This is a genomic window from Haloarcula sp. CGMCC 1.6347, from assembly GCF_037078395.1.
Taxonomy (GTDB): Archaea; Halobacteriota; Halobacteria; order Halobacteriales; family Haloarculaceae; genus Haloarcula; species Haloarcula amylolytica.
Window position 1 is genome coordinate 125,828 of record NZ_JAYMGX010000004.1, and the last position, 23,839, is coordinate 149,666.

Annotated in this window: 13 protein-coding genes; 6 read left to right on the forward strand and 7 right to left on the reverse strand. The window is 58.5% G+C overall.

Going from position 1 to position 23,839, the window contains the following annotated elements; translation table 11 throughout:
- Positions 1–160: 160 nt before the first annotated feature.
- Entirely contained in the window at positions 161–1,105 is a 945-nt protein-coding gene (locus VI340_RS18350) for a glycerophosphodiester phosphodiesterase (protein WP_336358908.1), read from the forward strand.
- 48 nt (positions 1,106–1,153) lie between these two features.
- On the opposite strand, the gene VI340_RS18355 is transcribed toward VI340_RS18350, so the two are convergent.
- Both VI340_RS18355 and VI340_RS18360 read right to left on the reverse strand, forming a co-directional pair.
- Complete coding sequence (locus tag VI340_RS18355; RefSeq protein WP_336358909.1) at positions 1,154–1,945, reverse strand: HAD-IIA family hydrolase; 792 nt, start codon at positions 1,943–1,945, stop codon at positions 1,154–1,156.
- Between the two features lie 122 nt (positions 1,946–2,067).
- Positions 2,068–3,369, reverse strand: a complete 1,302-nt coding sequence (locus VI340_RS18360; protein ID WP_008308317.1) for an MgtC/SapB family protein — start codon at positions 3,367–3,369, stop codon at positions 2,068–2,070.
- A gap of 299 nt (positions 3,370–3,668) precedes the next feature.
- Here VI340_RS18360 and phnD point away from each other — a divergent pair, with 299 nt between their 5' ends.
- The 5 genes from phnD (at position 3,669) to VI340_RS18385 (ending at position 8,853) form a co-directional block, all read left to right on the forward strand.
- A complete protein-coding gene (gene phnD, locus VI340_RS18365; protein ID WP_336330904.1) occupies positions 3,669–4,847 on the forward strand; it encodes a phosphate/phosphite/phosphonate ABC transporter substrate-binding protein in 1,179 nt (392 codons plus the stop codon).
- 15 nt (positions 4,848–4,862) lie between these two features.
- Entirely contained in the window at positions 4,863–5,678 is an 816-nt protein-coding gene (gene phnC, locus VI340_RS18370) for a phosphonate ABC transporter ATP-binding protein (RefSeq protein ID WP_008308314.1), read from the forward strand.
- A 5-nt stretch (positions 5,679–5,683) separates the two neighbouring features.
- Positions 5,684–6,499 carry a phosphonate ABC transporter, permease protein PhnE gene (phnE, locus tag VI340_RS18375; protein ID WP_008308311.1) on the forward strand — a complete coding sequence of 272 codons (816 nt, stop codon included), beginning with the start codon at positions 5,684–5,686 and terminating at the stop codon, positions 6,497–6,499.
- Entirely contained in the window at positions 6,499–7,293 is a 795-nt protein-coding gene (gene phnE / locus VI340_RS18380; protein ID WP_008308309.1) for a phosphonate ABC transporter, permease protein PhnE, read from the forward strand. Before phnE (VI340_RS18375) ends, phnE (VI340_RS18380) begins: the two co-directional genes overlap by 1 nt.
- A 297-nt stretch (positions 7,294–7,590) precedes the next feature.
- Complete coding sequence (locus VI340_RS18385) at positions 7,591–8,853, forward strand: RNA-guided endonuclease InsQ/TnpB family protein (protein WP_336358910.1); 1,263 nt, start codon at positions 7,591–7,593, stop codon at positions 8,851–8,853.
- Between the two features lie 662 nt (positions 8,854–9,515).
- Here VI340_RS18385 and VI340_RS18390 read toward each other — a convergent pair.
- The 5 genes from VI340_RS18390 to pglX (VI340_RS18410) form a co-directional block, all read right to left on the reverse strand.
- Positions 9,516–12,431 carry a helicase-related protein gene (locus VI340_RS18390; protein ID WP_336358911.1) on the reverse strand — a complete coding sequence of 972 codons (2,916 nt, stop codon included), beginning with the start codon at positions 12,429–12,431 and terminating at the stop codon, positions 9,516–9,518.
- 82 nt (positions 12,432–12,513) lie between these two features.
- Positions 12,514–16,710, reverse strand: a complete 4,197-nt coding sequence (gene pglX / locus VI340_RS18395) for a BREX-5 system adenine-specific DNA-methyltransferase PglX (RefSeq protein ID WP_336358912.1) — start codon at positions 16,708–16,710, stop codon at positions 12,514–12,516.
- A 78-nt stretch (positions 16,711–16,788) separates the two neighbouring features.
- Positions 16,789–18,981 carry a BREX-5 system phosphatase PglZ gene (gene pglZ, locus VI340_RS18400; protein ID WP_008308300.1) on the reverse strand — a complete coding sequence of 731 codons (2,193 nt, stop codon included), beginning with the start codon at positions 18,979–18,981 and terminating at the stop codon, positions 16,789–16,791.
- A gap of 2 nt (positions 18,982–18,983) precedes the next feature.
- A complete protein-coding gene (locus tag VI340_RS18405) occupies positions 18,984–19,415 on the reverse strand; it encodes a hypothetical protein (RefSeq protein ID WP_336358913.1) in 432 nt (143 codons plus the stop codon).
- Between the two features lie 9 nt (positions 19,416–19,424).
- On the reverse strand, positions 19,425–23,795 hold the full coding sequence (gene pglX / locus VI340_RS18410) for a BREX-5 system adenine-specific DNA-methyltransferase PglX (RefSeq protein ID WP_336358914.1): 4,371 nt from the start codon (positions 23,793–23,795) through the stop codon (positions 19,425–19,427).
- Positions 23,796–23,839 lie beyond the last annotated feature (44 nt).

Sequence of the window (23,839 nt, forward strand, 5' to 3'; positions counted from 1 at the left end):
TGGGATTCAACCGGTATTATGCTATATATTGATATATACATTCACTCTGCAGCCGTTTCTACTGCTGTATAACCCAAATAAACTCAAGAAAACGCAATGGTATATACTGATATGTGCAATCAATAGTTATATATAGATTGTGTAGGTAATAGGCCACGGAATGGTTCGAATACCAGACATATGCCGACGAACCGTGCTGAAGAGTACGTCTGCTGCCGCACTGGGCTCCATTGTAGGCACTGCGGCTGGCAGGGAAAACGATCACAGCAGTACCGAACCGCCTATCGCTTCTCCACCGATCCTCGCTGCACACCGTGGCTACCGCGGGCTGTATCCGCAAAACACCATCGCCGCAGTTCAGCAGGCGGCGTACGGCGGTCCCAGCAGTCACGAGTACAATACCGATATGATGGAATGTGACCTCGTGCCTGCGGGCGGGAAGCCCTGGAAGGGTGAGGACTTCGAAATCGTCGTTTTCCACGACGATAAGCTCGACGACCTGACAGACGAATCCGGGTACGTCTGGGAGAACGACGTGCAGACGGTTCTGAACGCTGAAATCCGTGACAGCGGACAGACGATCCCCCGACTAGACGAGTTCGTCGAAGCGACTCCGGACAGTATCCCACTCGACATCGAGTGGAAGGCCGCTGGTGTCTCTCCCGACGACGACGCGTCGGAATCCGATGTCGAGACCTGGGACCCGTTCACGGAACAGGCACTCGAAGTCCTTTCGCATCACGAAAACGACGTTATCATCCAGTCGTTCCAGAAGGCTGCGCTGGAGTCCGTCCGAAACGCGGACGCCAGTATTCCAATTGCGTACCTGTTCTGGGATTCAATCGAGGACGGTCTTGCTATCGTCCGTGATCTGGACGCGGAGTACATCCAGCCGCCGTACAATATGATCATGAACACGCCCTTCTTCAACGAGGACTACTATCTCGAAGACCCGGATTTCGCCGAGATCGATCTGGTCGAGACCGCACACGAGGAAGGTCGGAAGGTAATCCCGTACACGATAACGACATGGCATCAGGCGGAGAAACTGGTCGAGGCCGGTGTCGACGGAATCATCGCTGACTACCCCGGAGTGCTCGACTGAGAATTGGGTATCGAGACCCTGGAAACAGTTACTCTCCTGTTTCCGGACCTACTGTCCGTTTTCTACGATAGCTGCCAGTTCTGAAAGGTCGGTCACGACGTGGTCCGCGCTCACGTCACTCTCCTCTACGTCCGCCGTACTGGTAACGCCAGTTAGCGGCAGTACCGTCTCCATCCCGGCCTGGTTCCCCATTCTAATGTCTGTCCCGAGGCGATCACCGATCATGAGACAGCGCTCCGGCTCGCCACCGAGCCGTTCCAGCGCCATCTGAAGGATTACGTTGGACGGCTTGCCGATCAACTGATCCAATTCCTGCCCGGTAACTCCTTCTATTGCCCCGATCATCCCTGCTGCATCGGGTATCTCACCACCATCTACCGGGCACGTTCGATCCGGGTTGGTCGCAACGAAAAGCGCGTCGTTCTCCGTAAGTGCGATTAGCGCATCTTGTAGCGCCTGGTAATCGAAACCGAAATCAAGTGATGCGATCACAGTGCCCGCTCGTTCGGGGTCGGACGTCGTTTTCAATCCAGCGGCACGCAACTCCGCGACCAGAGCGTCCTCGCCGATGACGTAGATTTCGCGCTCCGGGTGCTGCGCGGATAGATAGTCCGCTGATGCAGTGGCGGACGTGATTATGTCCTCACTGCTGCACTCGATGCCCAGTGCGTTCAGTTTCTCGCAATACTTCTCCCGGCGGTCGATCGGCTTGTTCGTGACGAACAGCGTCGAAAGCCCCGCCTTACGTACTGTCCGCACTCCCTCTGCAGCGTTTTCGACTAACGAATCCCCGCGATAGATCGTCCCGTCGAGGTCGATGATGGCACTGGTGTACGTCATCTAGAGTTCCTCCATTTCGAACAGTGACGCTTCGGCAGAAGCCGCTGCCGACGTGACCACAGGCGCTTCCTCTGCCGCAGGGGCCGCGGCGACCCTCGAAACACGCTGATAGCTTTGACTGTTCATATCAATTGGATACTGATAACCACGCCGCTGATTCCGATCAGCGACAAGTAGAGTGACTTTCGTACCACCGGCGCTAGCAGTGAGCGGTTGATACTCGCTGCAAACCCGATTTTAACGAGTATACTGGAGAGCGTCCCGGCCAGCACGCCTTGCGCCGCTACTGCCGGCGATATCTGACCCGTCGACGTCAGCGTCACTGCGGTCGTTGTCGTCGTGCCGCTCGATACGATGCCGCTGAGGAAGCTCGTAATCAGGAACCCGGCTGTTCCGAAGATGCGCTGTGCTCCGGCAGTCAGAATCAAGACAGCGAGGAAGAGCAGTCCGAATTTCAGCGCATTCGCGCTGCTAAACGGCGAGTCGAAATCCAGTTCCAGATCTCCCTCCCAGTCGCTATCGTAATATGCGAGTCCGACGCCACTAATCGCGATCAGGCCGAGCGGGAGTCCAACGCTGACAGCCGACTCGGGGACGAATGCAACGATGATCGCTAAATTACGGACCGCCATCGCCGCGTCGGCTATCAGTATCGTTCCGACTGCGAGCTCTGTGATCCCCGCATTGTTCTTTGCCCGGCCCGCGATTTCGCCGATCACGGCAGTGGAGTTCACCAGCCCGCCGAAGAAGCCAGTTACGGCGATCCCCTTGCTGCCGTATCGCTGCATCACGATATAGTTGACAAACCCGATCCCACTGACTGCGATCACGAGCATCCAGACCAGTTTCGGATCAATCGCGTCCCATGGCCCGTACGTCCCGCCAGGCAGGAGCGGATACACGACAAACGAGATGATCGCAAACTCACCTGCGCTGCGTACTTCTTCTCGCGATAGCTGGTTCGCAAACTCGTGTAGCTCCCGCCGAAGGACTAGCAGGAACGACGACGTTATGCCAATAATGACGCCGATCAGAACGTGATTGGCTCCGACCAGTATCCCGACCGCGTACGCGACAAGTAACGAGGTCGAGGTTGTCAGAGACAGGCCGAACTCCAACTCACTATCGTCGCTGGTCCACTGTGCGACTATTCCCCGGATCCCGAGCAACCCCCCTTGCACGAGAACCAATGCCCCTCCCAAGGCAAGCAGTATCCTCTCGTCGAGTGACATTGCGGCAGCGCCGACCAGACTCGTCAGCGTAAACGTTCGGATTCCCGCAGACTTGTTGGCCCACTCTCGTTCGAGCCCGAGCAGCATACCCAGTGCACCTGCAATAAATAGGTGGAGTATCTCAGTATCGACAGTTATCCCCTCTATACCTCCGAAAGCAGCCGTATTCGCGATTGCACTCATTACAGTCATCTTATCTTACAAACGGTGGTTCCGTCATTTTTATATAGTCTATATACTACTATATTCTATATGGAGACAAATATACTGATGGGTAATAGGTGTTGGCCTTGAGGATCGCTTGAATATTGCCGTGGCCCCTGCGGAACTCGAAGGTCGCCCTCGATTACTGCTTAGTGTCCAGTATCCTTCATATGTCTAAATCTAATACTTATTCTAGTTTTTATATGAAGAGCGCGTAAAACTCGGTATGACGGGTTTGTTGTTTTGTCAGATTTAAACATAAATACTTTTTAACCCAGGTTTCGCACATGTCTGCGTCGACAATGAAACAAAACCCAGTTGACCGACGATCTGTGTTGAAAATTGGCGCTACTGCGCTTGCAGCGGGCGTTGCAGGCTGTTCTCAGGAGAGTAGCCAGAACACCGAAGCGTCTGGTGGTGACAGCACTGATAGCAGTGACGGCTCCAGTAGTGGTGACGGTAGTTCCGGACAGAGTACCAACTATCCCGAGTTCGATCCGGCGAACCCGGAGTTCCCGCAGCTGATGCAGACGCTCATCGAGGCAGGGTTCGAGACGGGCTCCCTGCAGGACCTGAAGAACATGAAGGAGCGCGAGAAGCCCCGCTACGGTAACCCCGTCCAGAGTACTCCCGATAATCAAGACGACCTGATTGACCCGGACCGCATCGCGTTTGCGATGACGCCGACGGAGGACCCGGCAGTCTACCGGGATACGATGCAACCGCTGATGGACAACATCGCCGAAGAGACGGGGAAATCGGTCAAGTACTTCCCCCTCAACTCGTACGCGTCCCAGATTGAGGCGATGCGATCCGAGCGCCTCCACGTCGCCGGGTTCTCCACTGGGCCAACGCCGTTCGCTGTGAATCTGGCCGGCGCTGTCCCGTTCTCGCTCCAGATCTCGAAGGAGGGGGACTTCGGTTATCGGCTGTGGCTCGCCACACAGGCGGATAACGACGACATCTCGTCGCTTGAGGATATCAAAGGCAAGCGTGTCGCACACGCCGAACCGTCGTCTAACTCCGGGAACCTCGCTCCGCGTGCGCTGTTCTCGAACCAGGGCGTTACTCCGGGAGACGACTACGAAGTGAGCTACTCTGGCGGGCACGAACAGAGCATCCTCGGTGTGGCAAACGACGACTACGACGCTGCCCCCGTTTGTAGCACCTGTGTCACGCGTGTTGCGGAGGCGGACAACATTGATCCGTCGAATCTCAAAGTCGTGTGGGCCAGCAATCCGTTCCCCACAACGAGCTTCTGTTACCGCTACAACCTGAAACCAGAAATTCAGGAAGGCATCAGGGCGGCATTCCTCGATTACGACTACTCGGACACCAAGATCGCGGAGGTATTCGGCGGTCGCGGAAAATGGACGGGGATTGATTACGCCACTGTCTACGATATCATCCTCCAGATTCAGGAGAACAACGACATCAAGTACAACACCGAGAACATCGAAGGCTAAGAAGAGAACCGAATAATGCTCACTGTAGATAATCTGGAAAAAACGTACGACTCCGGTGATAAAGCACTCAAAGGTGTCTCATTCGAAGTCAGTGGTAACGAGATCGTCGCGATCATCGGGCCAAGCGGGGCCGGAAAAAGCACGCTCGTTCGTAGTATCAACAGGCTGACCGAGCCAACTGGCGGGCGTGTCTCGCTCGATGATACAGAGGTGACCGGCCTGGACAAATCAGCCCTTCGCGATGTCCGTCGCGATATGGGCATGATCTTTCAGGAGTTCAATCTCGTCGAGCGCCTCACGGTGATGGAGAACATACTCTCCGGCCGCCTTGGCTATCTCAGTACGTGGAACGCGTTCCGTCGGAACTTCCCACCAGAGGATATCAAGCGCGCACGGGAGATCCTCAGTCGGGTGAACCTAGAGGGCGTCGAGAACAACCGTGCAGACGAACTCTCCGGCGGCCAGCGACAGCGCGTCGGTATCGCCCGTGCCGTCATTCAGCGGCCGAAAATTCTGCTCGCTGACGAACCGACGAGTGCGCTGGACCCCGATACCTCCCGGGAGGTTATGAGCCTCTTGACGGACATCGCTCACGAAGACGATATCCCGATCATCATCAACATCCACGAAGTCGATCTGGCGGTCGACTACGCGGACCGGATCATCGGACTCAGTGACGGTGAGATCGTCTTTAACGGCCCACCTGACGATCTGGATCAGGCAGCCAGAGACGAAATCTATCGCGGTGGTGAATCCATTGCGGACCGCGAGGAGCCGAGTGCTGGTAGCAGCACCGGCTCTGACGACGTCATTGCTGAACGAGGTGACTAATCAATATGGCTGCTGAATCTGGATCGGCCGTTGAAGGATCTTGGGAGCGGCCCACAGTCTTCTACAACAAGAAAGTCAAGTATCTCATCTACGGGCTTATCTTGTTGTTCTTCGCGTATAGCTTCTGGAACCTTCGGATCTCCCCCAGCCGGTTCGTGCGAGGGATCGGAGCTGGTGTCGAACTCGTCACGAGTATGCTCCCACCAGCGTACACTCCGTCGCAGCGAGACCTCCTCATACAGGGGATCGTCGAGAGTATCGTGATGACGATTGTCGCCACGACAATCGGCATCATCGTCAGCGTGCCGGTCGCTGTCATGGCTTCAAATAACCTCTCGCCGAAGCCAGTCTACTACGTCGGTCGCAGCATCGTTGCAGTCACGCGCTCACTCCACGAGCTCATTGTTGCGATCATTATGGTCAAAGCGGTCGGATTCGGTCCGCTCGCTGGTGTCCTTGCCCTCGCGTTCAAAACGATCGGATTCTTCGCGAAACTCCTCGCAGAGGAGATCGAAGACATCGATCGTGGGCAGATGGAGGCGATCACTGCTGCCGGCGGGACGCCCGTTCAGACGTATCTCTACGGCGTTCTCCCGCAGGTAATGCCCCGGATCGTCGGGCTGTCGATTTACCGCCTGGACATCAACCTCCGACACAGCACTGTCGTCGGAATCGTCGGAGCGGGTGGTATCGGTATCACGCTGCTGAACTCCTTCGATAAGTACGATTACCAGTTTAGCATGGCAATTATCGCTGTCATCGTCGCCATCGTCATGGTTGGTGAAGGTGTCAGCGCTCTCGCTCGGAGGCGGATCCAATAATGTCAAACAGCACTGACTCCTGGAGCCGGTTCGACCGCCGTGAGCGCTTACTCCGGTTCTTCGGGCTGCTAGCTGGACTCGTCATTCTCGTCGCAGCCTGGCGCGCCATGGAAGTGAATTACGGCTACGCCGTGACTGCCCCGCGTGAGCTGGCCGACCTCTTCGGCCGGATGTATCCCCCCAATGTGGGGTACTCCCGGGAGATTGTCGGGCCGCTGCTCGAGACGATCAATATCTCCATCCTGGGGACGGCACTGGCCATCGTGATGGCGATCCCGGTTGCGTTCCTCGGAGCCAGTAACACGTCGCCCAACAAGCCGGCGTACCTGCTGGGGAAGTTCATCATCTCGTTCACCCGTTCGGTCAACGTCATCATCTGGGCGCTGATCTTCGTGGTTATCTTCGGCCCTGGGGCCCTCGCTGGCGTGCTGGCGATCTCGATCAGATCGATCGGGTTCACTGCAAAGCTAATCGCGGAAGCCATCGAGGAGATCGACCGCGGGTCTGTCGAAGCGATCACTGCAGCTGGAGCATCGCCGATTGATGTGCTCATCTACAGTATCGTTCCACAGATCAAGCCGGCGTTCATCAGTGTCGCGACGCTTCGATGGGATATCAACGTCAGAGCGTCGACGATCATCGGGTTCGTCGGCGCAGGCGGGATCGGTGTCCCGCTCCAGACTGAGATCAATTACTTCAACTGGGAAGCAGTCCTGACGATCCTCATCTCGATTCTGGGCCTTGTGCTCATCAGTGAAGCCATCTCGGCCTATCTGCGCAAGAAAGTAATGTAGGCGAGCAGTCCGCTCGTATCGCCTATTATTATCCGTCTAGCTAAATACATAATATTGTAGATTATCTATCAAAAAACTTATATGTTTGGGCTGTATATTGCCAGTGGGGCCAACGCCAGTGTCTGCCAACCTGGTTTCCCCACTCTCCGTTTTACAGCAGTAGCGAGGCGAAAGCCCACCCGTTTACGGGTGTGGATGAAGCCGACAACTGGGCATCTCTCTACGCTCGTAGCCACGGCTGGATATTCCACGCCGAGATGTCCAACGTTTATGTAATTAAAAATACTATGCTTACATATGTCGAATCAGGTTGTCACTCGGACACTCAAAGCGAGTATCTGCAACCACTCGCAAGTCTGTGACGACCTCGATTCGCATGGCTTTGCCGCGTCGAAATTGTGGAACGTCGGGCGATGGACGATCTCGCGTGTCTGGGACGCTATCGGCCACATTCCAGACGCCGACGAACTCTGTTCGTACCTCAAAACCCACGAACGCTATGCAGACTTGCACAGCCAATCTAGTCAGCGAGTTCTTCAAGAACTCGGTGAGGCGTTCGTCTCGTGGTACGAACAAGACGACCCGGAGGCGAACCCACCCGGCTACCGCAAACACGGCGACGACCACCCACGCTCGACGATGACGTGGAAAAACCAGGGCTTCAAACTCGACACGCAGTACAACCGTGTCCGACTTTCCAAGGGCACGAACATGAAAGAGTCGCGATACGCCGCCGACTACATACTCTGTGAATACACACTCCAAGCAGACGACCAGACGCTTGACGCTGTTGAAAACGTCCAGACGGTGCGTGCTGTCTGGACTGGTGAGCAGTGGGAGCTACGTTTCGTCTGTAAAATGCGGATTGAGACGCCTGAGACGCCCGGTGAGAAGACAGCAGGTGTTGACCTCGGTATCTGCAACACTGCGGCTGTCTCTGTCGGTGACGAGACGCTGTTGTATCCAGGGAACGCCCTGAAAGAAGACGCTCACTACTTCCGACAGCAGGAATACGACACGGAAGGCGAGAATGGCCCCAGCGACCACGCAGAGTGGGCACGACAGAAGAAATCCCGGCGACAAGAACACTTCCTACACGCTCTCTCGAAAGACATTGTTGAGCAGTGTGCTGACCGAGGTGTTGAGACAATTGCAGTCGGCCATCCGAAGAACATCCGTGACGACCAAGACTGGGGACGACACGGCAACAAACGCCTGCACGACTGGGCGTTTGAAACACTGCTCAACCACATCGAGTACAAAGCCCACGAACGCGGTATCGACGTAGTGCGTGTGGACGAAGCAGGATTGAAAACATCGAAAACCTGCTGTGACTGTGGGACGGAAGCTAACTCAAATCGGGTTGAACGTGGCCTGTACGTGTGTGCAAACTGCGACTTAGTTGCGAACAGTGACCTGAACGCGGCAGAGAATATGCGAAAAACGGTAACTCCGAGTCCTGCGAAGGATAGGAGTAACGGCTGCTTGGCTCAGCCATCGGTATACCTGTTCGACAAATCCACGGGGCAAGTAGCCCCACAAGAACAGGTCGTTCCGTGAACCATAATATCCCAATCAAGCGGTGCGGTGCCGTGGGAATCCCACGACTTCAGTCGTGTGGAGGAAGTCAAGAGTGCCTCTATCGACGGATACAGCGTCGCGAGACAAGTCATTCCGCAAGGAAGCAGGATATCGGGGCCGTCGGTGCGGCCCGGATACCGGAGTGGATCTCCTGCCTGACCGTGATGCTCGCACCAATGTGTATACGTGAGCTTACGATGTCTTACACCAGGGTCACGCTGATATACTCGAACCAGTCTGTGGCCGCCCCGCTGCTGGAGAGACTGGTAGTGACGGCAGACGAACTCCCGGATACGTGTCACGAGGGCTGCTATCTCCTCACTCAGGTCAGCAACGGAATGGTGGGCAGCCGGGGGGGAGTGGCGTGCAACGCACCATTCGAAGTCGTCATCCACGACGACAGGTTCTGGACTCGGGCCAATCGATGATCTGAATCGGATTCAAGGGGGAAATGGAGCGAGGACCAGAACCCACCTACCGGTACACAGTTGGTAACAAAAACAGTTGTGATATCGGCTTGCAGTCTATCGGTTCTGTGATTGCGCGGCCACGAACGCGCTCTCGGAAGGAAAATTATTCAGCCGACTGTCAGCGAGCCCGTCGGAATTCCGACACTGGGGTAGTCTCGTTCAGAAACCGATTCATAATGGGAGAGTCAAACAGTAGTTCTCAACCTCGGGCGCCAGTGAGATGATCTGTTCTCGGCGCTCTAATTCACGGCGACGTGTCTCGATTCGCTCTTCGAGCTGTTCAAGTCGCTCCTGTTGGCCACGGATCGCGATGTCCATATCCGAGCCGGCGTCGGATTTGCGCTCGTACTCCTCGATGAAGGACTCGATCCGTTCTCGTTCCGCCTGTGCATACTCCTCGAGATTCTCCAACTCCTGGGCGGTCTCCTTGTGACGTTTCTCCTGAAGATGGTTCTTGATCTCGTTGACACGCACGCTCACGTACCGGTCGGCGGCCGTCCGTAAGTCGGATTGAGCGTCGAGAACCGTTCGCAAGCCGTCGACGTCGGGCTTTGCTGCTACCGAATCGCCCTCGACGACACGTTCACCAAGCGCCTGCTGAGCGTCCTCTTGCGTCGCATCCACGAAGACGGGGATGGTCTCCTCTCGAATCACATCGCCAGTGCCGTCCTCGAACGCTACGCGATAGTTGTAGGTGATCCCCGGCGTGTCGACGAACGGCAGCAGTTTGAGTCCGACCGCACCGCGCTCGTCCTCCAACACGCGTGCCATGAGCCGTTGCAGGACGTCCGTGTCCGGAGCGAGGTAGGTGATGTCCTCGTGATCCATCGCGAAGTCGCGGTCGAACGTGAACGGGCCGAACGTCGCATCTTGGCCGGGCGAATTGATCCCATCAGGCAACTCGGCTTGATAGAGGTTGGTACCGCGTTTCTCGAATTCGCCTCCGAAGGCTTCGACTGCTCGCTCGAAGAACTCGCGGATGTCTCCCTCGCTTCCGTAGACGTCCGCTGACTCGTCGACGACCTCCTGAATCTGCCGGCGACTCTCCGCGTCGAAGGTGCTCGTATCGACGAGGCTCCGCTCGTACCACTCCTCGAGCGTCCGCTGGCGCTCCTCGATCAGCTCCTCGAGTTCCGCTTTGGTCGCACTCGGCGGGTCGTCGTTCTCGATGGACTCCATGATGAGCGAATCCACGTCGATGTCGTCGAGGATGCCAAGCACGTCCGCTGTGTTTCCGAGCTGGGAGCGGATCTCCTCGACCTTGGTCTGGAGCATTTCGAAGATCTCGCTCTCGCGGGTGTCGTCGAAGAGGAAGTTCCAGACCTTGACCTCCTCTTCCTGTCCGTAGCGATGGATGCGGCCGATCCGCTGTTCGAGGCGGTTCGGGTTCCACGGAAGCTCGTAGTTAGCCATGATGTGACAGCTGTGCTGGAGATCGATCCCCTCACTCGCTGCATCGGTCGCGAACAGGAGTCGTGACTGCCCGTGATTGAATTCGTCTTCGATCCGGGTCCGTTCGTCCTTGTCAACGTCGCCGTGAATCACCAGAATCTCGTCGGCCCACGGCTCGTCCTGCACGAATTCGAGAAGGTAGTCCAGCGTATCGCGGTACTCCGTGAACAACAGGAGTTTCTCGTCCGGCTGTTCCTCGAGGAGTTGGGAGATGAACCGTCTGACTTTCTGGGCCTTGGAGTCGACCGGTAGATCCTCCGCCAGGGACACGAGGTCGCGGAGCGTATCGATCTCCTCTTGGAGCTGTTCGTCGGTGCTAGTGACGGTCAGACCGGCGATCTCGTCTTCCGCGTGTTGCTTGTCGTCCTCGTCTAGGTCCTCGCCGTCGAGGTAGGCTCGTGCTTCCTCGGAAAGACCGTCTGTTTCTGCCTCTTCGTCGAGAAGGTCGTCCAGTCGTCGTCGGAGCGTCGCGTGAATCGCGCCGACGCTGCTCACCAGTCGTTTCTGCATGAGCGCCATCGCGAACCCGACCGCGGGTTCGTTCAGCTTCTCCGAGCGGTTGTAGACGTTTTTCACGTAGTCGGTGACCGCCCGGTAGAACTGTCGTTCGTCGTGAGTCATCGAGACCGATACTGAGTTGACCTCGCGGTCCGGGAAGACGCGGTCACCGTCCTCGTCGTAGATGTCGGTCTTCCCGCGACGGATCATTACGCGGTCGACTGTTTCCTGTGAGAGTTCCTGGTTTTCGGCGACGAGGAACGGATCGATGTACTCCACGAGCGAGCGGAACGCCTCGCCCTTCCCGTCGTGTGGCGTCGCGCTGAGAAGCAGCAACGAGTCGGAGTTCCCCGTGACGGCGTCAATCATCCGTGCCGTCTTGCTCGGTGAATCCCCCCGCTTTGCAGCCTTGTGGGCCTCGTCGACCACGACGACGTCCCAGAACGCGTCCCGGAGTGCAGGCCGGAACTCGTCCTGCCGCAGGAACGCCATGCTGGTGACGAGCCGTTGCTGGTCTTGGGCCCAGATGTTAGCCTCCTCGCCGAGCCGTCGGCGCTCACCTTCCACCCACGCGCGGTCTGCCACGGTCAGGTCGATGTCGAAGAAGCGGTCCATATCCCGGATCCATTTCTTCTGGAGGTGGGCGGGAACGACGAACAGGACGCGGTCAGCACGATTCCGTGCAGCGAGTTCCTTGAGGACGAGGCCCGCCTCTATCGTTTTCCCGAGCCCGACGTCGTCACCGATAAGCGCCCGCTGCCGGAGCTTCTGCATCACCCAGTTTACGGCGTCAAGCTGATACGGCTCCAGTCGAACGAGCGAGTTCGAGATGCTCAGGAGCTGTCCCTGTTCGTGAGCGAGTTTGAGCTTCGTCGCCTGCGTCCGGAGGTCGAACCACTGCGCCGCGACCGCATCGTGATCCGGATGAAGGTCGTCGATTCGCTGGTTGGCCAACTCCTCGATTCCGGACTGCTGTGGCTGAATCTCTACATCGTCGAGACAGACAGTCTTGACGCCTTCCCCGTCGATGTATGCTCTCAAATATTCGATCTCGCCGACTGTCTGTGTTTTGATGACTTCAGCCGGCGTTCCGTTGAGAAGGACTCGTTGCCCGGACGAGAATGAAGAATCCGTCATCGAGTGCTACGTGTTCCAAAACGGCATAGACTCTTGAACCTTGTCAGCCACCGCCTCTGTCGGAGATCGGTTCCCCACCGCCTCAGAGTACGTTGTCTGCCACCACTTCCGGGACGATGTCTTGCTCGGCGAGCGGCGTGATGTTGATCGCGACGCCGTGTTTGTGGGTGGGCTGGTAGCCCGCGGTCACGACTTCTGAGAGCGCCCGTTCCTCCCAATCGCCGGAGATATCGGTCGCAACCTCGTCGCAGTTTGCAGCGATTTCGTCGGCCAGTTGCCGATACTCGTCAACGTCGGCCGCGAGTTCTGCGAGCAGTCGCCGCCGCTCGGCGACGCCGGTGTCTCCGATCTGTGACTGCTCGGCATCCTCGAACTGTTCGAAGTAGTACGTCATGAACAGGATCCCGTTGCTCGCGTAGTGGGCGGAGCCGACGAGATCGTCGTAGTACTCGAAGAGGTCATACAGGTGAGCTTCGACGGGTTCGGAGCCGTCTTCGGCGTACGCTTCGAAGGCAGTCTGTAGGTCGTCGAGCGCATCGACCCACTCGTCTTTGTTCTCCTGTACCGTTTCGTAGAACGAGGGACTGAACAGGTCTGCCATATCTACGTCCTTCAGGTCGGCGAGGGTTTCGAGAGTGTCTAGCCGTGATGCTGTCCGCTCCCGGAACTCCGCCACGCGTTCGGCTGCCTCGGCCGCGCGTTCCTGATTCACGCTGGGCCAGTCACGCGGGGTGGCCTGCGAAAGGTCGCCAAGCCGTTCTTCGAACGCGCTGAGCTGTTCGAGGGCGCTCTCACACTGGTCGTACTCTTCGGCGGCGTCGGCTCGCTCAGTGGTCGAGAGCGATTCGTCGTTCCGACGGCTGTTTGCCGCCGCCTGCCGTTCGCGAAGGTGCGTCCGCCGCGGTTCGAGATACTGGTTCTGCAGCCGGTCGAAGATGCTCGCGTCCAACTGATGGTAATCGACGAGACAGCCGAAGCCCTCGCCCGTGGCGTCGGAAACGAGTCGCTCGGTCGAGAGCCGCCAGAGGATCGGCGTTCGGTCGAACTCCGCGACGTGGTACTCGAACAGGTCGTTTTCGAGCCACGCCCGAAGGTTCGGGTACGCTTCGTCGCTCGCACTACGGTTCCCGAGTACCGCGTCGGCTTCCGCGAGGCGGTCGGTCGCGTGCTCGCCCCAGACACGTTCGAACTCCGCCTCGATGTGGGTCAGAAGGTCGTCCGTGCCGTCGATTTCGGAAAGCGGGATAATGCCGTCATCGGTGTCGTTGATCGCTCGGAGCGTGAAGTGGAGAAGGAGGTCTTTGACCTGTTGCGGGAAGTCGCTAGACGGCTCTGAGATGGCCGCTGGAGCATACGCCTCCTGTTCGCGTGGATCTTCGATGGTTCGGAGCGCGATCTCCTGAAGGATCGTTTCGCGCTGCCCGTCGGTGATGTCGAAGCAATCGAAGACGGCATCGTCGATGTCGTTCGCACAGGACTGGAGGGTTTGCTCGACTCGCGCCAAGTGCTTCGCGGCGGCAGTTCCGACCTGATTGAGCGAGTCTGCCGTGGACACAGTTTGTGTCGGGCTATCGAGAGCAAGCTCGTCCCGAAGTTCGCGGTGTGGATGGTCGTACTGCGGTAGCGGGTCATCGACACCGAGTGCATCGAGCAGGACAGGCCCATCGTAATGCGGCGACACGAAGTCGTACTGCCGCTTCGAGATGAGGTGCCCGACGGCCTCCCGGGCGAGGGTCGCCAGTTCGTCGATCTCTTCGAGGTCTTTCCGCCACGGGACTTTCGAGACGAACCCGACCTCCCACATTCGCTCGGAGGTCTGTGCAAGCATCAGATACGTGAATAGATGGCTATTCGTGTACGAGAGGGCGTTCCAGATAGCCCGGTCCGGAATCAGAACCGAGCCCTTGTGACCGAAGACGGACGAATCGTGGAGATACCCGAACCTCCGACCGCTTCGCTTTGCGACGGTGTACGTTAATGATTCGTTGAAGTAGGCGTCTGTATTGCGGGGGTAGGATTTCGGGTATCTATCGACTTCCGTCCCGTCTTCTCCCCAGAGGATGGTGTTCTTTATTCGAGGCAAAAGCCACGCATCAGCGCCCCCCTTCGCAAACGGCACCCATTCAGCGCCCCTGTCTTCCCAGAACTTATGCACGAACCGGGAATCGTCTGCGGTTGCGGTACCCTGTTTGATGTCTCCAAGCGTCTCCCGGTCCTCTAAGCCCGCATTATCCGCGTCGAGAACGGTATCGGACTGATAGATGCTTCGCAGGCCTCGCGGCACCCAATAAGAAAGCGGCGTGCCGGGAACCATCGCAAACTCGGACAGGTCTCGATGATAGAGTCGCTTGACACCGGTTTCAGAAGCCTCGAAAGACGCGCTGATGAATTCCCCTTCCTTCTCACCCTTTGCAACATCCGGGAGGCGGATGAACGTCCCTGTCTGCCCGCTGTCTGCCTCGGAGCGAACAACTGTCCCGACAGTGCCGACGGTCGCGTTGTCGAGGATGTCGTACCCGAACTCCGAGAAGAAGTCGAACGCACCTCTCCCACCGACGAAATCCTCCCGGAAGGTCTGGAAGGACTTGTTGAACATGAACGACCACGGAACGAGCATCCCCGTGCGTCCGTCGGCTTTGGCCAGCCGATCACACGCCTCGAAGAAGTTGATGTAGTACTCCGTCGTATATTTGTAATTCTCGTTCTCTTCGACGTATTCCTGCACGGTGTCCGGCATTCGTCCCCCCGAACCATACGGCGGGTTCATAAGCGCCACGTCGTACGATTGGCTTAGCACTACCAGCAGATTCAGGAAACTCTTGAGGTTCTGTTCGCCGAACGAATCTGACGAGCGTTCACCAACGGCTTCTCGAAGTGCCTTCAAGAAGGAGTTCAGCGACTGGTGTGTTCCGTCGCCCCAGTCCGAGAGGTCCGTCTGACCGCTCTCGAACACGTCTTCGAGCGTCCCACTCACGTCGAGCAGGCTCCCGAGGGCTTCCGTGTGCTGGAACGTGTCGATGATCTCGCCCAGCGCAGCACGCAGGTCCGTTCCCTCGCCGGTAATGTCGTCCAGCACTTCTGCGCCTTCCTCGACGTCCGCCACGCGGGCGTCCGCACAGACGATGTCGACGCTGGGCATCTCGAACTGGCCGTCTTCCGCTTCGGTACGTGTTCTGGCTTTCAGATACAGATTGAACGCCGAGAGCTGACACGAGCGCAGGTCGATGTCGACGCCGTAGAGGTTGTGCTCCAGCACCTTCGCCGGGATCTCGGCGCGGTCGAGATCGGTTTCGGCCCACCAGATGCGCTCCAGTACGTCGAACGCATAGAGGAGGAAATGGCCGCTCCCACAGGCCGGGTCGATGACCCGCAGTTCCGACGGATGGTCGAACTCCGGTGCGTCGCCGGCCTCCTCGTCCGGGATGAGGTACGTACAGAGTTCGGGAACGGACGGGCTGTCCTCCGGCGTGACCAAGCGCTCTTTTCGCTCTTCGGGGCTGAGTGCGTCCGGCTGCGGAACGGCGTCTTCCTGTCCCGTGGCTTCGAGATAGAGCTTCCCGAGCGAGTTGTCGGTGAGCATCCGGACGACCCAATGGGGCGTGTAGAACTGGTTCGCCGGTCCCACGTCCTCCGGTTCGAGCGTGTTCTTCGCGTCGAGCGCTTCGACGACCGGGCGGTTGTAGTACTCGTACACCCAGCCCAGCACGTCGTCGCCTCGCCAGACTTCGTCGGGTACCTCGTCCAGCATTCCACAGAGATCTTCGTAGGTGTCGTCGTCGGGGTCGATCTGGCTGTAGGCGGTCGAGCGGTCGAAGAGGATCTCGATCTCCGCGGCCAGTTTGTCGCACGCGTTCCGATAGGCTTCGAGGACGGCCTCCTCCTCCAGCATGAACTCCTCGGTGACAAGCCGGTCAGCGGCCGGTGTGAGGCCGTCGTCACGGAAGGCCGTCACTTCGTCGTCGATGAAGTCCCGGACCTCCATGCAGCGAAGCGCGGCCAGCCGATTGACGACCGTGTAGCCGACGCCCGTAATGTACTGCTCGTGGGCCTCCTCCCAATTGTGGCCATCGGCGGCTTCGAGTTCGATAGCTTCCACGAGGGTTTCCTGCGTCTCGCTCAGGGACGCGTCATCAGGACGGTCTGCCAGATCAGACGCTTCGAGCTGGTAGCGAACGTTCGCCTCGATACGGTCTCGCATCTCGGTGACGACCGCTTCGAGGTGTTCGCGCTCTTCCTTGTCGAGTTGCGCCTTTCGGGGGGCCAGAGCGTTCCCATCCATATGAGAGTCAGTGATATTCTCCCAGTACAACTGTGGTCTCTTGAATATTGCCCCATCGCGATGGCTCGACCAGGACAGCTACCCCTGCGTGATGCTGATGAAATCGAGCACGAACTCCTGTGGGAGCAGGCCACCGTGGTAGAACCGTGCGTCCCCGAGGCCCTGCTTTTTGAACCGCTTGAGCGGGCTCGCCAGGACGCTGACGTTGGCATCGAGATACCCCAGCCGGGAGCTGGAGTCGAGTAACACGCCGGGCGAATCCTCGTCCACGTCCTCCCCAGCGATCCATCGGCGTCCGGAGTCGGACGCTTCCGCTGGCCGAGAAATCTTCTCCGGCGACGCGCTGTCCGGGAGCAGGACGAACCCGTGGTCGGTCAGCACGTAGGCCTGGTCCCACTCTCCCTGTTCGAGCTTCGTCCCGATGAACTCCGCGAGCGAGTCGACGCGTCGGGCCAGCATCGCCTCGAGGTCGCTGAGTTCCTTCTCGCCGATGTCGTCGAGGTCGTTTTTGAAGTAGGCGACGCGCGTCGACTGCCAGCCGTCCTCGGTGTCGCGAGTGACCGTCCAGCCGTCGCCGCCCAACAGCGAGTTCCGCCGGTTCGTGTTCACCTTTCGGTTGTTTCGAAGGGGCTGTAACTCGCCGTCGACCAGCGAGACGTCGAACATCTGGATCTCTCCCGGCGTGAGTGCGGCCTTCCCGAACTCGGTCTCCGAGGGCAGCGTCCCGAGCCAGACGTCTTCGTCGACGGCGAATTCGGGGGCGTCGGCCGGGAGCGTCGCCACGTAGTCGCGCAACTCGTCCGCGAGCCGGCGCGCGAGGTCGAGTCGGAGGGCGTCGATGACGAACAGTGCGACCGTCTGGCCGCTTTCGAGGCCGGCGGACTCCTTCGTGAAGAACTGATAGGAGTGGTCCTCGTCGACGAACGGAGCGCCGGCCTCGACAGTTTCGGTGACGCGGTCGCCGAGGGCTTCGAGGTACTCGACGTATTCCGACTGGAGCTGGGTGCGGAGGTCGTCGAGGGTATCGACGGCAGGGTGGTCGGCAGGGAGGTCGGACTCGGGCGCGCCGGCGACGACGAGGTTGAGCATCGCGTTGTCGATCTGCCACGTTCCGTCGTCCGGGTCGGCGTACAGCGAGACGACGTCGTCGGTGGCCCCCTCGTCCCACGTCTCGAGTTGGTGTGCGAGGCGGGCGACCTCCGCGGCCTGCTCCCACGTCTGCGTCCACGGACTGTCCGGGCCGTAGGCACCGCGGTAGGTGCCCCGGAAGTCCTCGCTGCCAAGGAGGGCGTCGTAGCGCTCCGCCGCGCGCGTGAGACACGTCTCGTAGTCGCCGGCGTCGAAGGACGCGTGCCACTCCTCCCAGAGTCGCCGTTCGAGCGCGGCGTCGACGAGACAGTCCGCGAGGTCCCACGGGTCGTCGACGTCCGCGACGACATCGGGCCAGGTCGCTTCGCCGAGGTAGCGGTCGGCGAGGAGACCGGCCGAGGTGGTGTTGTTCAACAGCGACTTGAGTTCGGGGAGGTCGTGATCGCCGGCCGTCTCGGCGCGGCACTCCGTCGGGAACCGTTCGGCGTCGACACCGGCGTGGATCAGCCACTCGGCGACGGCCCACCGACGCGTCGCCGCGACGATCCCCGCGGGTTCGTCCTCGCTGGCGACCGCGTCGACGCCCTCGCTGGTCAGCAAGTCCTGCATCTGCTCGATGGTTCCGGGGCTGTCGTCGATGTCGCCCCAGCCGTTCTCCAGCACGAACGCGACCGGGTCGGTGTAGCCGCCGGTGACGATCCGCGTGCGGAGCTGTTCGAGCGTCGGGAGCTGGCCGCCGGTGAGCTGGTCGTGGAGAATCCGCGCGATCTCGCGGCGCTTTGCGGGGTCGTCCGACCGCGTCGTGGTTTTCAGCTCCCACGCGTCGAGTTGCCCGCGCTCGAACGCGTGGACGGTGAGGTCTTCGATGCTCATCTCCACCTCGCCGCCGGTGTGCTCGACGTCGCGGAACCAGTCGAAGTCGCCCTCGGCGTCTTCGGGCTCTTTGACGTGTGGAACGTACCAGACCTGTTCGCCGTCGACCGGGTTGGCACGGAGTTCCAGCGGCGTCTCCTCGGCGACTTTCAGGTGAACGCCGAGTTCGTCACAGGCCTGCTCGATGACGTCTTCGAGGTAGTTCCCGTCGTCCCACCAGAGGACAATCGGGTCCGCTGATTCGGCTCGGTCGAACTCGTTTCGGATGGTGTCTTTCGCGGCTTCGGGGAGCGTTTGCGTTGCTTGCATAATCAGTTGGGACGGAGACCGTCGAGATACTCGTCTACCGGTGCGTTGGTGTAGTCAAGGTAGGCTGCTATCGAGAGAGTCGAAACAACAATGAGCAACGTCGTGCCCATCGCGTAGACATTCATACGTGACTCTGGGACGGCTGAATTGAAAAACTGCATTGTACTGATGAGTGTCACCCACCCGACGCTAGCCACGAGTAGCCAGTACCCGGTCAGCTTCTCCGCAAACCGCTCAGGGAGATCATACAGCACGACTGGGACACCGATGACGAACATCGGGCCAAGAAAGCCCCACATCGCGACGGAGTCCCAACTCAGTACGCCGAGGTACCCGAAAAAGTACGATACAGGGTAGCTAATCGGGAACAGCGATGCTCCGCAGAGCATCGCAAGAATCGCTTTCCCGACCGGGAATTCGACTTCGTTGCTCATGGGTCCGACTTACAGCACTTTGTCCTCGACGATTTCGGGGACGATGTCTTGCTCGGCCAGCGGCGTGATGTTGATCGCGACGCCGTGTTTGTGGTTGGGTTGGTAGCCGGCGGTCGTGATTTCCGACAGCGCTCGGTCTGCCCAGTCCGCGGGAATCTGTTTGTCCACAGTCTGGCAGCGGTCGTCGATCTCCGCGGCGAGCGCCTTGAACTCCGCTAACGGTGGGAGTTCGTCCACGTCGTCGACATCTTCCTCGGCTGCAATCTGTTGGAGGTACTCGTCGTCGAGGACGGACGCGTCGTCGATGCCCGTCGCGAGCGACGCGAGCAGTTCCTCATCTTCGGTGAGGGTGCCGAATGGCTCACCGTCCTCATCGAGAAGGTCGCTCCCTTCGCGCTCGAAGTAGTACGTCATGAAGAGGATGCCCGTGCTGGAGTAGTGGTCCGAACCCTTGAGCCGCCAGTTGAAGTAGTCGAAGAGGTCGGCGAGGTGGGCTTCGACGGGCTCGTCGCTGGGCTTGGCGTACTCCTCGCAGGCGTGTTCGAGTTCACCGAGGGCGTCCAGCCACTCGTCGCGCCACTCGTCGACCTTGTCCCAGAAGCCATCGGAGAAGGTGTCTTGGAACCACTCCTCGCCGTTCACCTCGCGGAGTCGTTCGAGCGTCTCGATGCGCGCCGCAGTCTCCTCGCGGAACGCGGCGACCTTGGGGGCCAGTCCATCCACGCGTTCGCGGTCGCCGTCGTCGAAGTCCCGCTCGCTCGTCGACCCGAGTTCCTGAAGTACCGCTTCGAATTCTGCGATCTGTTCGAGGGCGCTCGAACAGAACTCGAACTCCTCGGTCGCGTCGGCGCGTTCGCTCGTAGAGAGCGACTCGTCGTTCCGGCGCTGGTTCGCCGCCGCTTGCCGGTCGCGGAGGGCAGATTTCCGTGGTTCGAGATAGGTGTTGCCGAGGCGGTCGAAGAGGCTGGCGTCGAGTTGGTGATAGTCGACGAAGCACGCAAAGCCCTCGCTCTCGGCGTCGGCGAGGAGCCGCGCCGTACTGAGCTTCCAGAGGATCGGCGTGTTCTCCATCGTGTCGACGTGGTAGGCGAAGAGGTCGTCCTCGACGAACGCCCGGAGGTTGGGGTAGGCCTCGTCGGCGGCGGACTCGGCCCCGAGGATGTCGTCAACTTCGACGAGTCGGTCTTCGGCGTACTCACCGTATGCGTCCTCGAACCGCTCGACGATACGGTCGAGCATATCCGCCTGTTCGTCCGTGCCTTCGACTGGGATGATGCCATCAGATTCCTCGCGGACAGCCTCCATCGCGAAGTGGTGGACGAGGTCTTTGACCTGCTCGTCGAGGTTGTCGGGGACTTCAGGGACGGACTCAGGGTCGGGGACTTCGCGGTCTTCGGGGTCTTCGGAGGTTCGGAGGAAGATTTCCGCCTCAATATCTTTTTGGGTGCTCTCAGAGATTCCGATCTCATCATAGATTGTACTGTCGATCTTTTCCGCTAAGTTTTCGAGATATTCTCTTCGTTTGATCTGCTTCTTACGTGCGTATCGAGCCGCTTCTGTAACTGGAGAAGCAGGAGATTCAGAATCAGCAGTCAGATCGAAGCTTGCCTGTATGTCCTTTCGATGGGGATGGGTTATATCCAAAGACGGAGAGTAGCTGTCTGGCAACAGTGATGGGCCGATATAGTACGGACTTGTCGGCTCTTCCAGTCTTTGTTTGAGCACGGTTTGGTATTGCTTCTTAGCAAACTCCTCTAATTCCAAATTTTCCTCAAGCTCACTCAGCCACGGAATGCTTCCTATTTCACCAGCATTCCAATTTCTCTCAATAGTTTGCGACAGTATGAGATTATGGTACAGATTTGAGTTTATTACCGCCAACATCATCCAGAGAGACTTTTTCTCTTGCGGAACGAGCAAGAACCCATTATGACTAAACAAGCCACCGGGATAATAACCAAATCTTCTACCGGTATCCTTAATATATGTCCAAGTTAGACCTTCACTCCCGTAGAGGTTTTCATTAGGAGTGCGGACAGAGTGGTTCGCCCGCTTAAGAATTTTACCGTCTGCCCCCCAAAAGACCGTTTCTGTGATATGCGGTATAACCCAAGATAGAGAGCCACCCTCCGAAATCGGGCTGAACTCTTCGAAGGAGTTTACCTCCCAGTGATACCTCGCGAATTGATCGTCATCACCTGTGAGTAGGCCCGGAATCGCATGACAAGCCGAGTCTCCCTCAACCTGCGCTTGTTCTGCATCCACCTTTAAATCTCTTTCATGTAGCTCTCGAACCTCTTCTGGTACCGAGTAGCAGATTGGAGAACGAGGGATAGCTCTGAACTCCTCCATGTCAACCTCAAAGAGACGGGTAATATCCGATTCACCTAACAAGATTTCAGTGAATACCCTTTCCTTCGCCTCAGTCTCCACATCATGGAGTCGTAGGAACGTTCCACTTGTGTCTTGGTTCTTTTCAGATCGGACTACTGTTCCAACAGTCCTTACAGTTGCATTATCCAAAACTCCAATTCCATATTCCGCTAGGAAGTCAAAACTTCCTCGCGACCCGATGAAGTCCTTACGGAAGTCAGAGAACTGGTGTTTGAACATAAATGATCTGGGAACCAGCATCCCAATCCGACCGTTCTCAAGAGTAAGCTGCTCACAAACCTCAAAGAAGTTGATATAAAATTCAGGAGTATATTCGTAATGGCTCTCGACATAATCTTGAACGGTACTCGGCATTCTGCTTCGTGACCCATAGGGCGGATTCATCAACGCCACATCGTAGTCCTGTGCCAACACATCCAACAGGCGTACGAAGCTCCGCAAATCCTGCGCTAAGAACGAGTCTTCCTCCCGGTGCTCGTCAACAGCCTCTCGAAGGCTGTGGAGAATCTGCCCGAGCGTGTGATGCTCAGTCGGGTCATCTTCCAAAGTAATCTGGACGCTCTCTTGATCAATTCCGTCTTCAAACAGTTCGCCAAGCGTCCCACGAACATCCAGCAGGCTTCCGAGGCCGTGGACTTCCTCGAATGCATCGAGAATCCGCCGCAGTGCGTTCTCAACATCACCCTTCCCATCAGCGACCTCGTCGAACACTTCCTCGACGCCCTCGATGTCGGCCACCTTCGCGTCAGCACAGACGATGCCGACTTCTGGCATATCGAAGCCAGTTGCCCCTTCGGCTTCGGCACGCGTCCGCCCCTTCAGATAGAGATTGAACGCGGCCAGTTGGCAGGCCCGCATATCGAGGTCGACACCATGGAGGTTGTGCCGCAGAATCTCCCGCGGAATCTCCGCGTGGTCAAGGTCGGTCTCTGCTCGCCAGATGCGCTCCAGGACGTCGAACGCGTACAGGAGGAAGTGGCCGCTTCCACAAGCCGGGTCGATGACGCGAATGTCTTCTGGGCCGTCGAACGCCGGTGGCTCGCCTTCCTCCTCCGAGGGAACGAGATAGGTACAGAAATCCGCCAAGTCCGGGGATTCGTCGGGGGAGAGTGGCCGGTTCTTGCGCTCGTCCGGCGTCAGCGCGTCCTGTGCTTCGACGGTCTCCTGCAGCGTTCCGTTGTCTTCGAGATAGAGTTTGCCGAGCGAGTTATCGGTGAGCATCCGGACGACCCAATGGGGCGTGTAGAACTGGTTCGCCGCCGGCACGTCTTCGGGCTCTAATCCTTCGCGGTCGCCCTTCCGACGCAGGTCATCGAGGAGTTTGACGTTGTAATACTCGTACACCCACCCCAGCACGTCGTCGGCCCGCCAGACTTCGTCGGGGACCTCGTCCAGCATTCCGCAGAGATCTTCGTAGGTGTCGTCGTCGGGGTCGATCAGGCTGTAGGCGGTCGAGCGGTCGAAGAGGATCTCTATTTCATCAGCGAGGGCGTCGCATTCGTTCCGATAGGCTTCGAGGACGGCCTCCTCCTCCAGCATGAACTCCTCGGTAACCAACCGGTCAGCGGCCGGTGTAAGGCCGTCGTCGCGGAACGACGTGACTTCGTCGTCGATGAAGTCCCGAACCTCCATACAACGGAGCGCCGCCAGACGGTTGACGATAGTGTAGCCGACGCCCGTGATATACTGCTCGTGAGCGGCCTCCCAATCGTGGCCATCGGCGGCTTCGAGTTCGATAGCCTCGACCAGGTTTTCCTGCGTCTCGCTCAGGGACGCGTCGCCGTCCTCGCGAGCGGCAGCGAGGGAGGACTCGTCGGCGCTTGCTCCGACGGTGTCCGGCTTCTCGTCGAGGCCGTACTCGTCTTCGAGCTGGTAGCGAACGTTCGCCTCGACCCGGTCGCGCATCTCGGTGACGACGGCTTCGAGATGCTCGCGTTCTTCCTTGTCGAGCTGGGCCTTGCGGGGGTGGGTAGATTGTCCGTCCATACGAGAATCCGTGATGTTTCAAGCAGAGCCATTGCGATGTCTTG

Coding starts and splice junctions, on each gene's coding strand:
- VI340_RS18405 (WP_336358913.1), bottom strand. CDS start 19,415: ATGAGCAACGAAGTCGAATTCCCGGTCGGGAAAGCGATTCTTGCGATG.
- VI340_RS18385 (WP_336358910.1), top strand. CDS start 7,591: ATGTCGAATCAGGTTGTCACTCGGACACTCAAAGCGAGTATCTGCAAC.
- phnD (WP_336330904.1), top strand. CDS start 3,669: ATGTCTGCGTCGACAATGAAACAAAACCCAGTTGACCGACGATCTGTG.
- VI340_RS18350 (WP_336358908.1), top strand. CDS start 161: ATGGTTCGAATACCAGACATATGCCGACGAACCGTGCTGAAGAGTACG.
- pglZ (WP_008308300.1), bottom strand. CDS start 18,981: ATGCAAGCAACGCAAACGCTCCCCGAAGCCGCGAAAGACACCATCCGA.
- phnE (WP_008308311.1), top strand. CDS start 5,684: ATGGCTGCTGAATCTGGATCGGCCGTTGAAGGATCTTGGGAGCGGCCC.
- VI340_RS18360 (WP_008308317.1), bottom strand. CDS start 3,369: ATGACTGTAATGAGTGCAATCGCGAATACGGCTGCTTTCGGAGGTATA.
- VI340_RS18390 (WP_336358911.1), bottom strand. CDS start 12,431: ATGACGGATTCTTCATTCTCGTCCGGGCAACGAGTCCTTCTCAACGGA.
- phnE (WP_008308309.1), top strand. CDS start 6,499: ATGTCAAACAGCACTGACTCCTGGAGCCGGTTCGACCGCCGTGAGCGC.
- VI340_RS18355 (WP_336358909.1), bottom strand. CDS start 1,945: ATGACGTACACCAGTGCCATCATCGACCTCGACGGGACGATCTATCGC.
- pglX (WP_336358912.1), bottom strand. CDS start 16,710: ATGGATGGGAACGCTCTGGCCCCCCGAAAGGCGCAACTCGACAAGGAA.
- phnC (WP_008308314.1), top strand. CDS start 4,863: ATGCTCACTGTAGATAATCTGGAAAAAACGTACGACTCCGGTGATAAA.
- pglX (WP_336358914.1), bottom strand. CDS start 23,795: ATGGACGGACAATCTACCCACCCCCGCAAGGCCCAGCTCGACAAGGAA.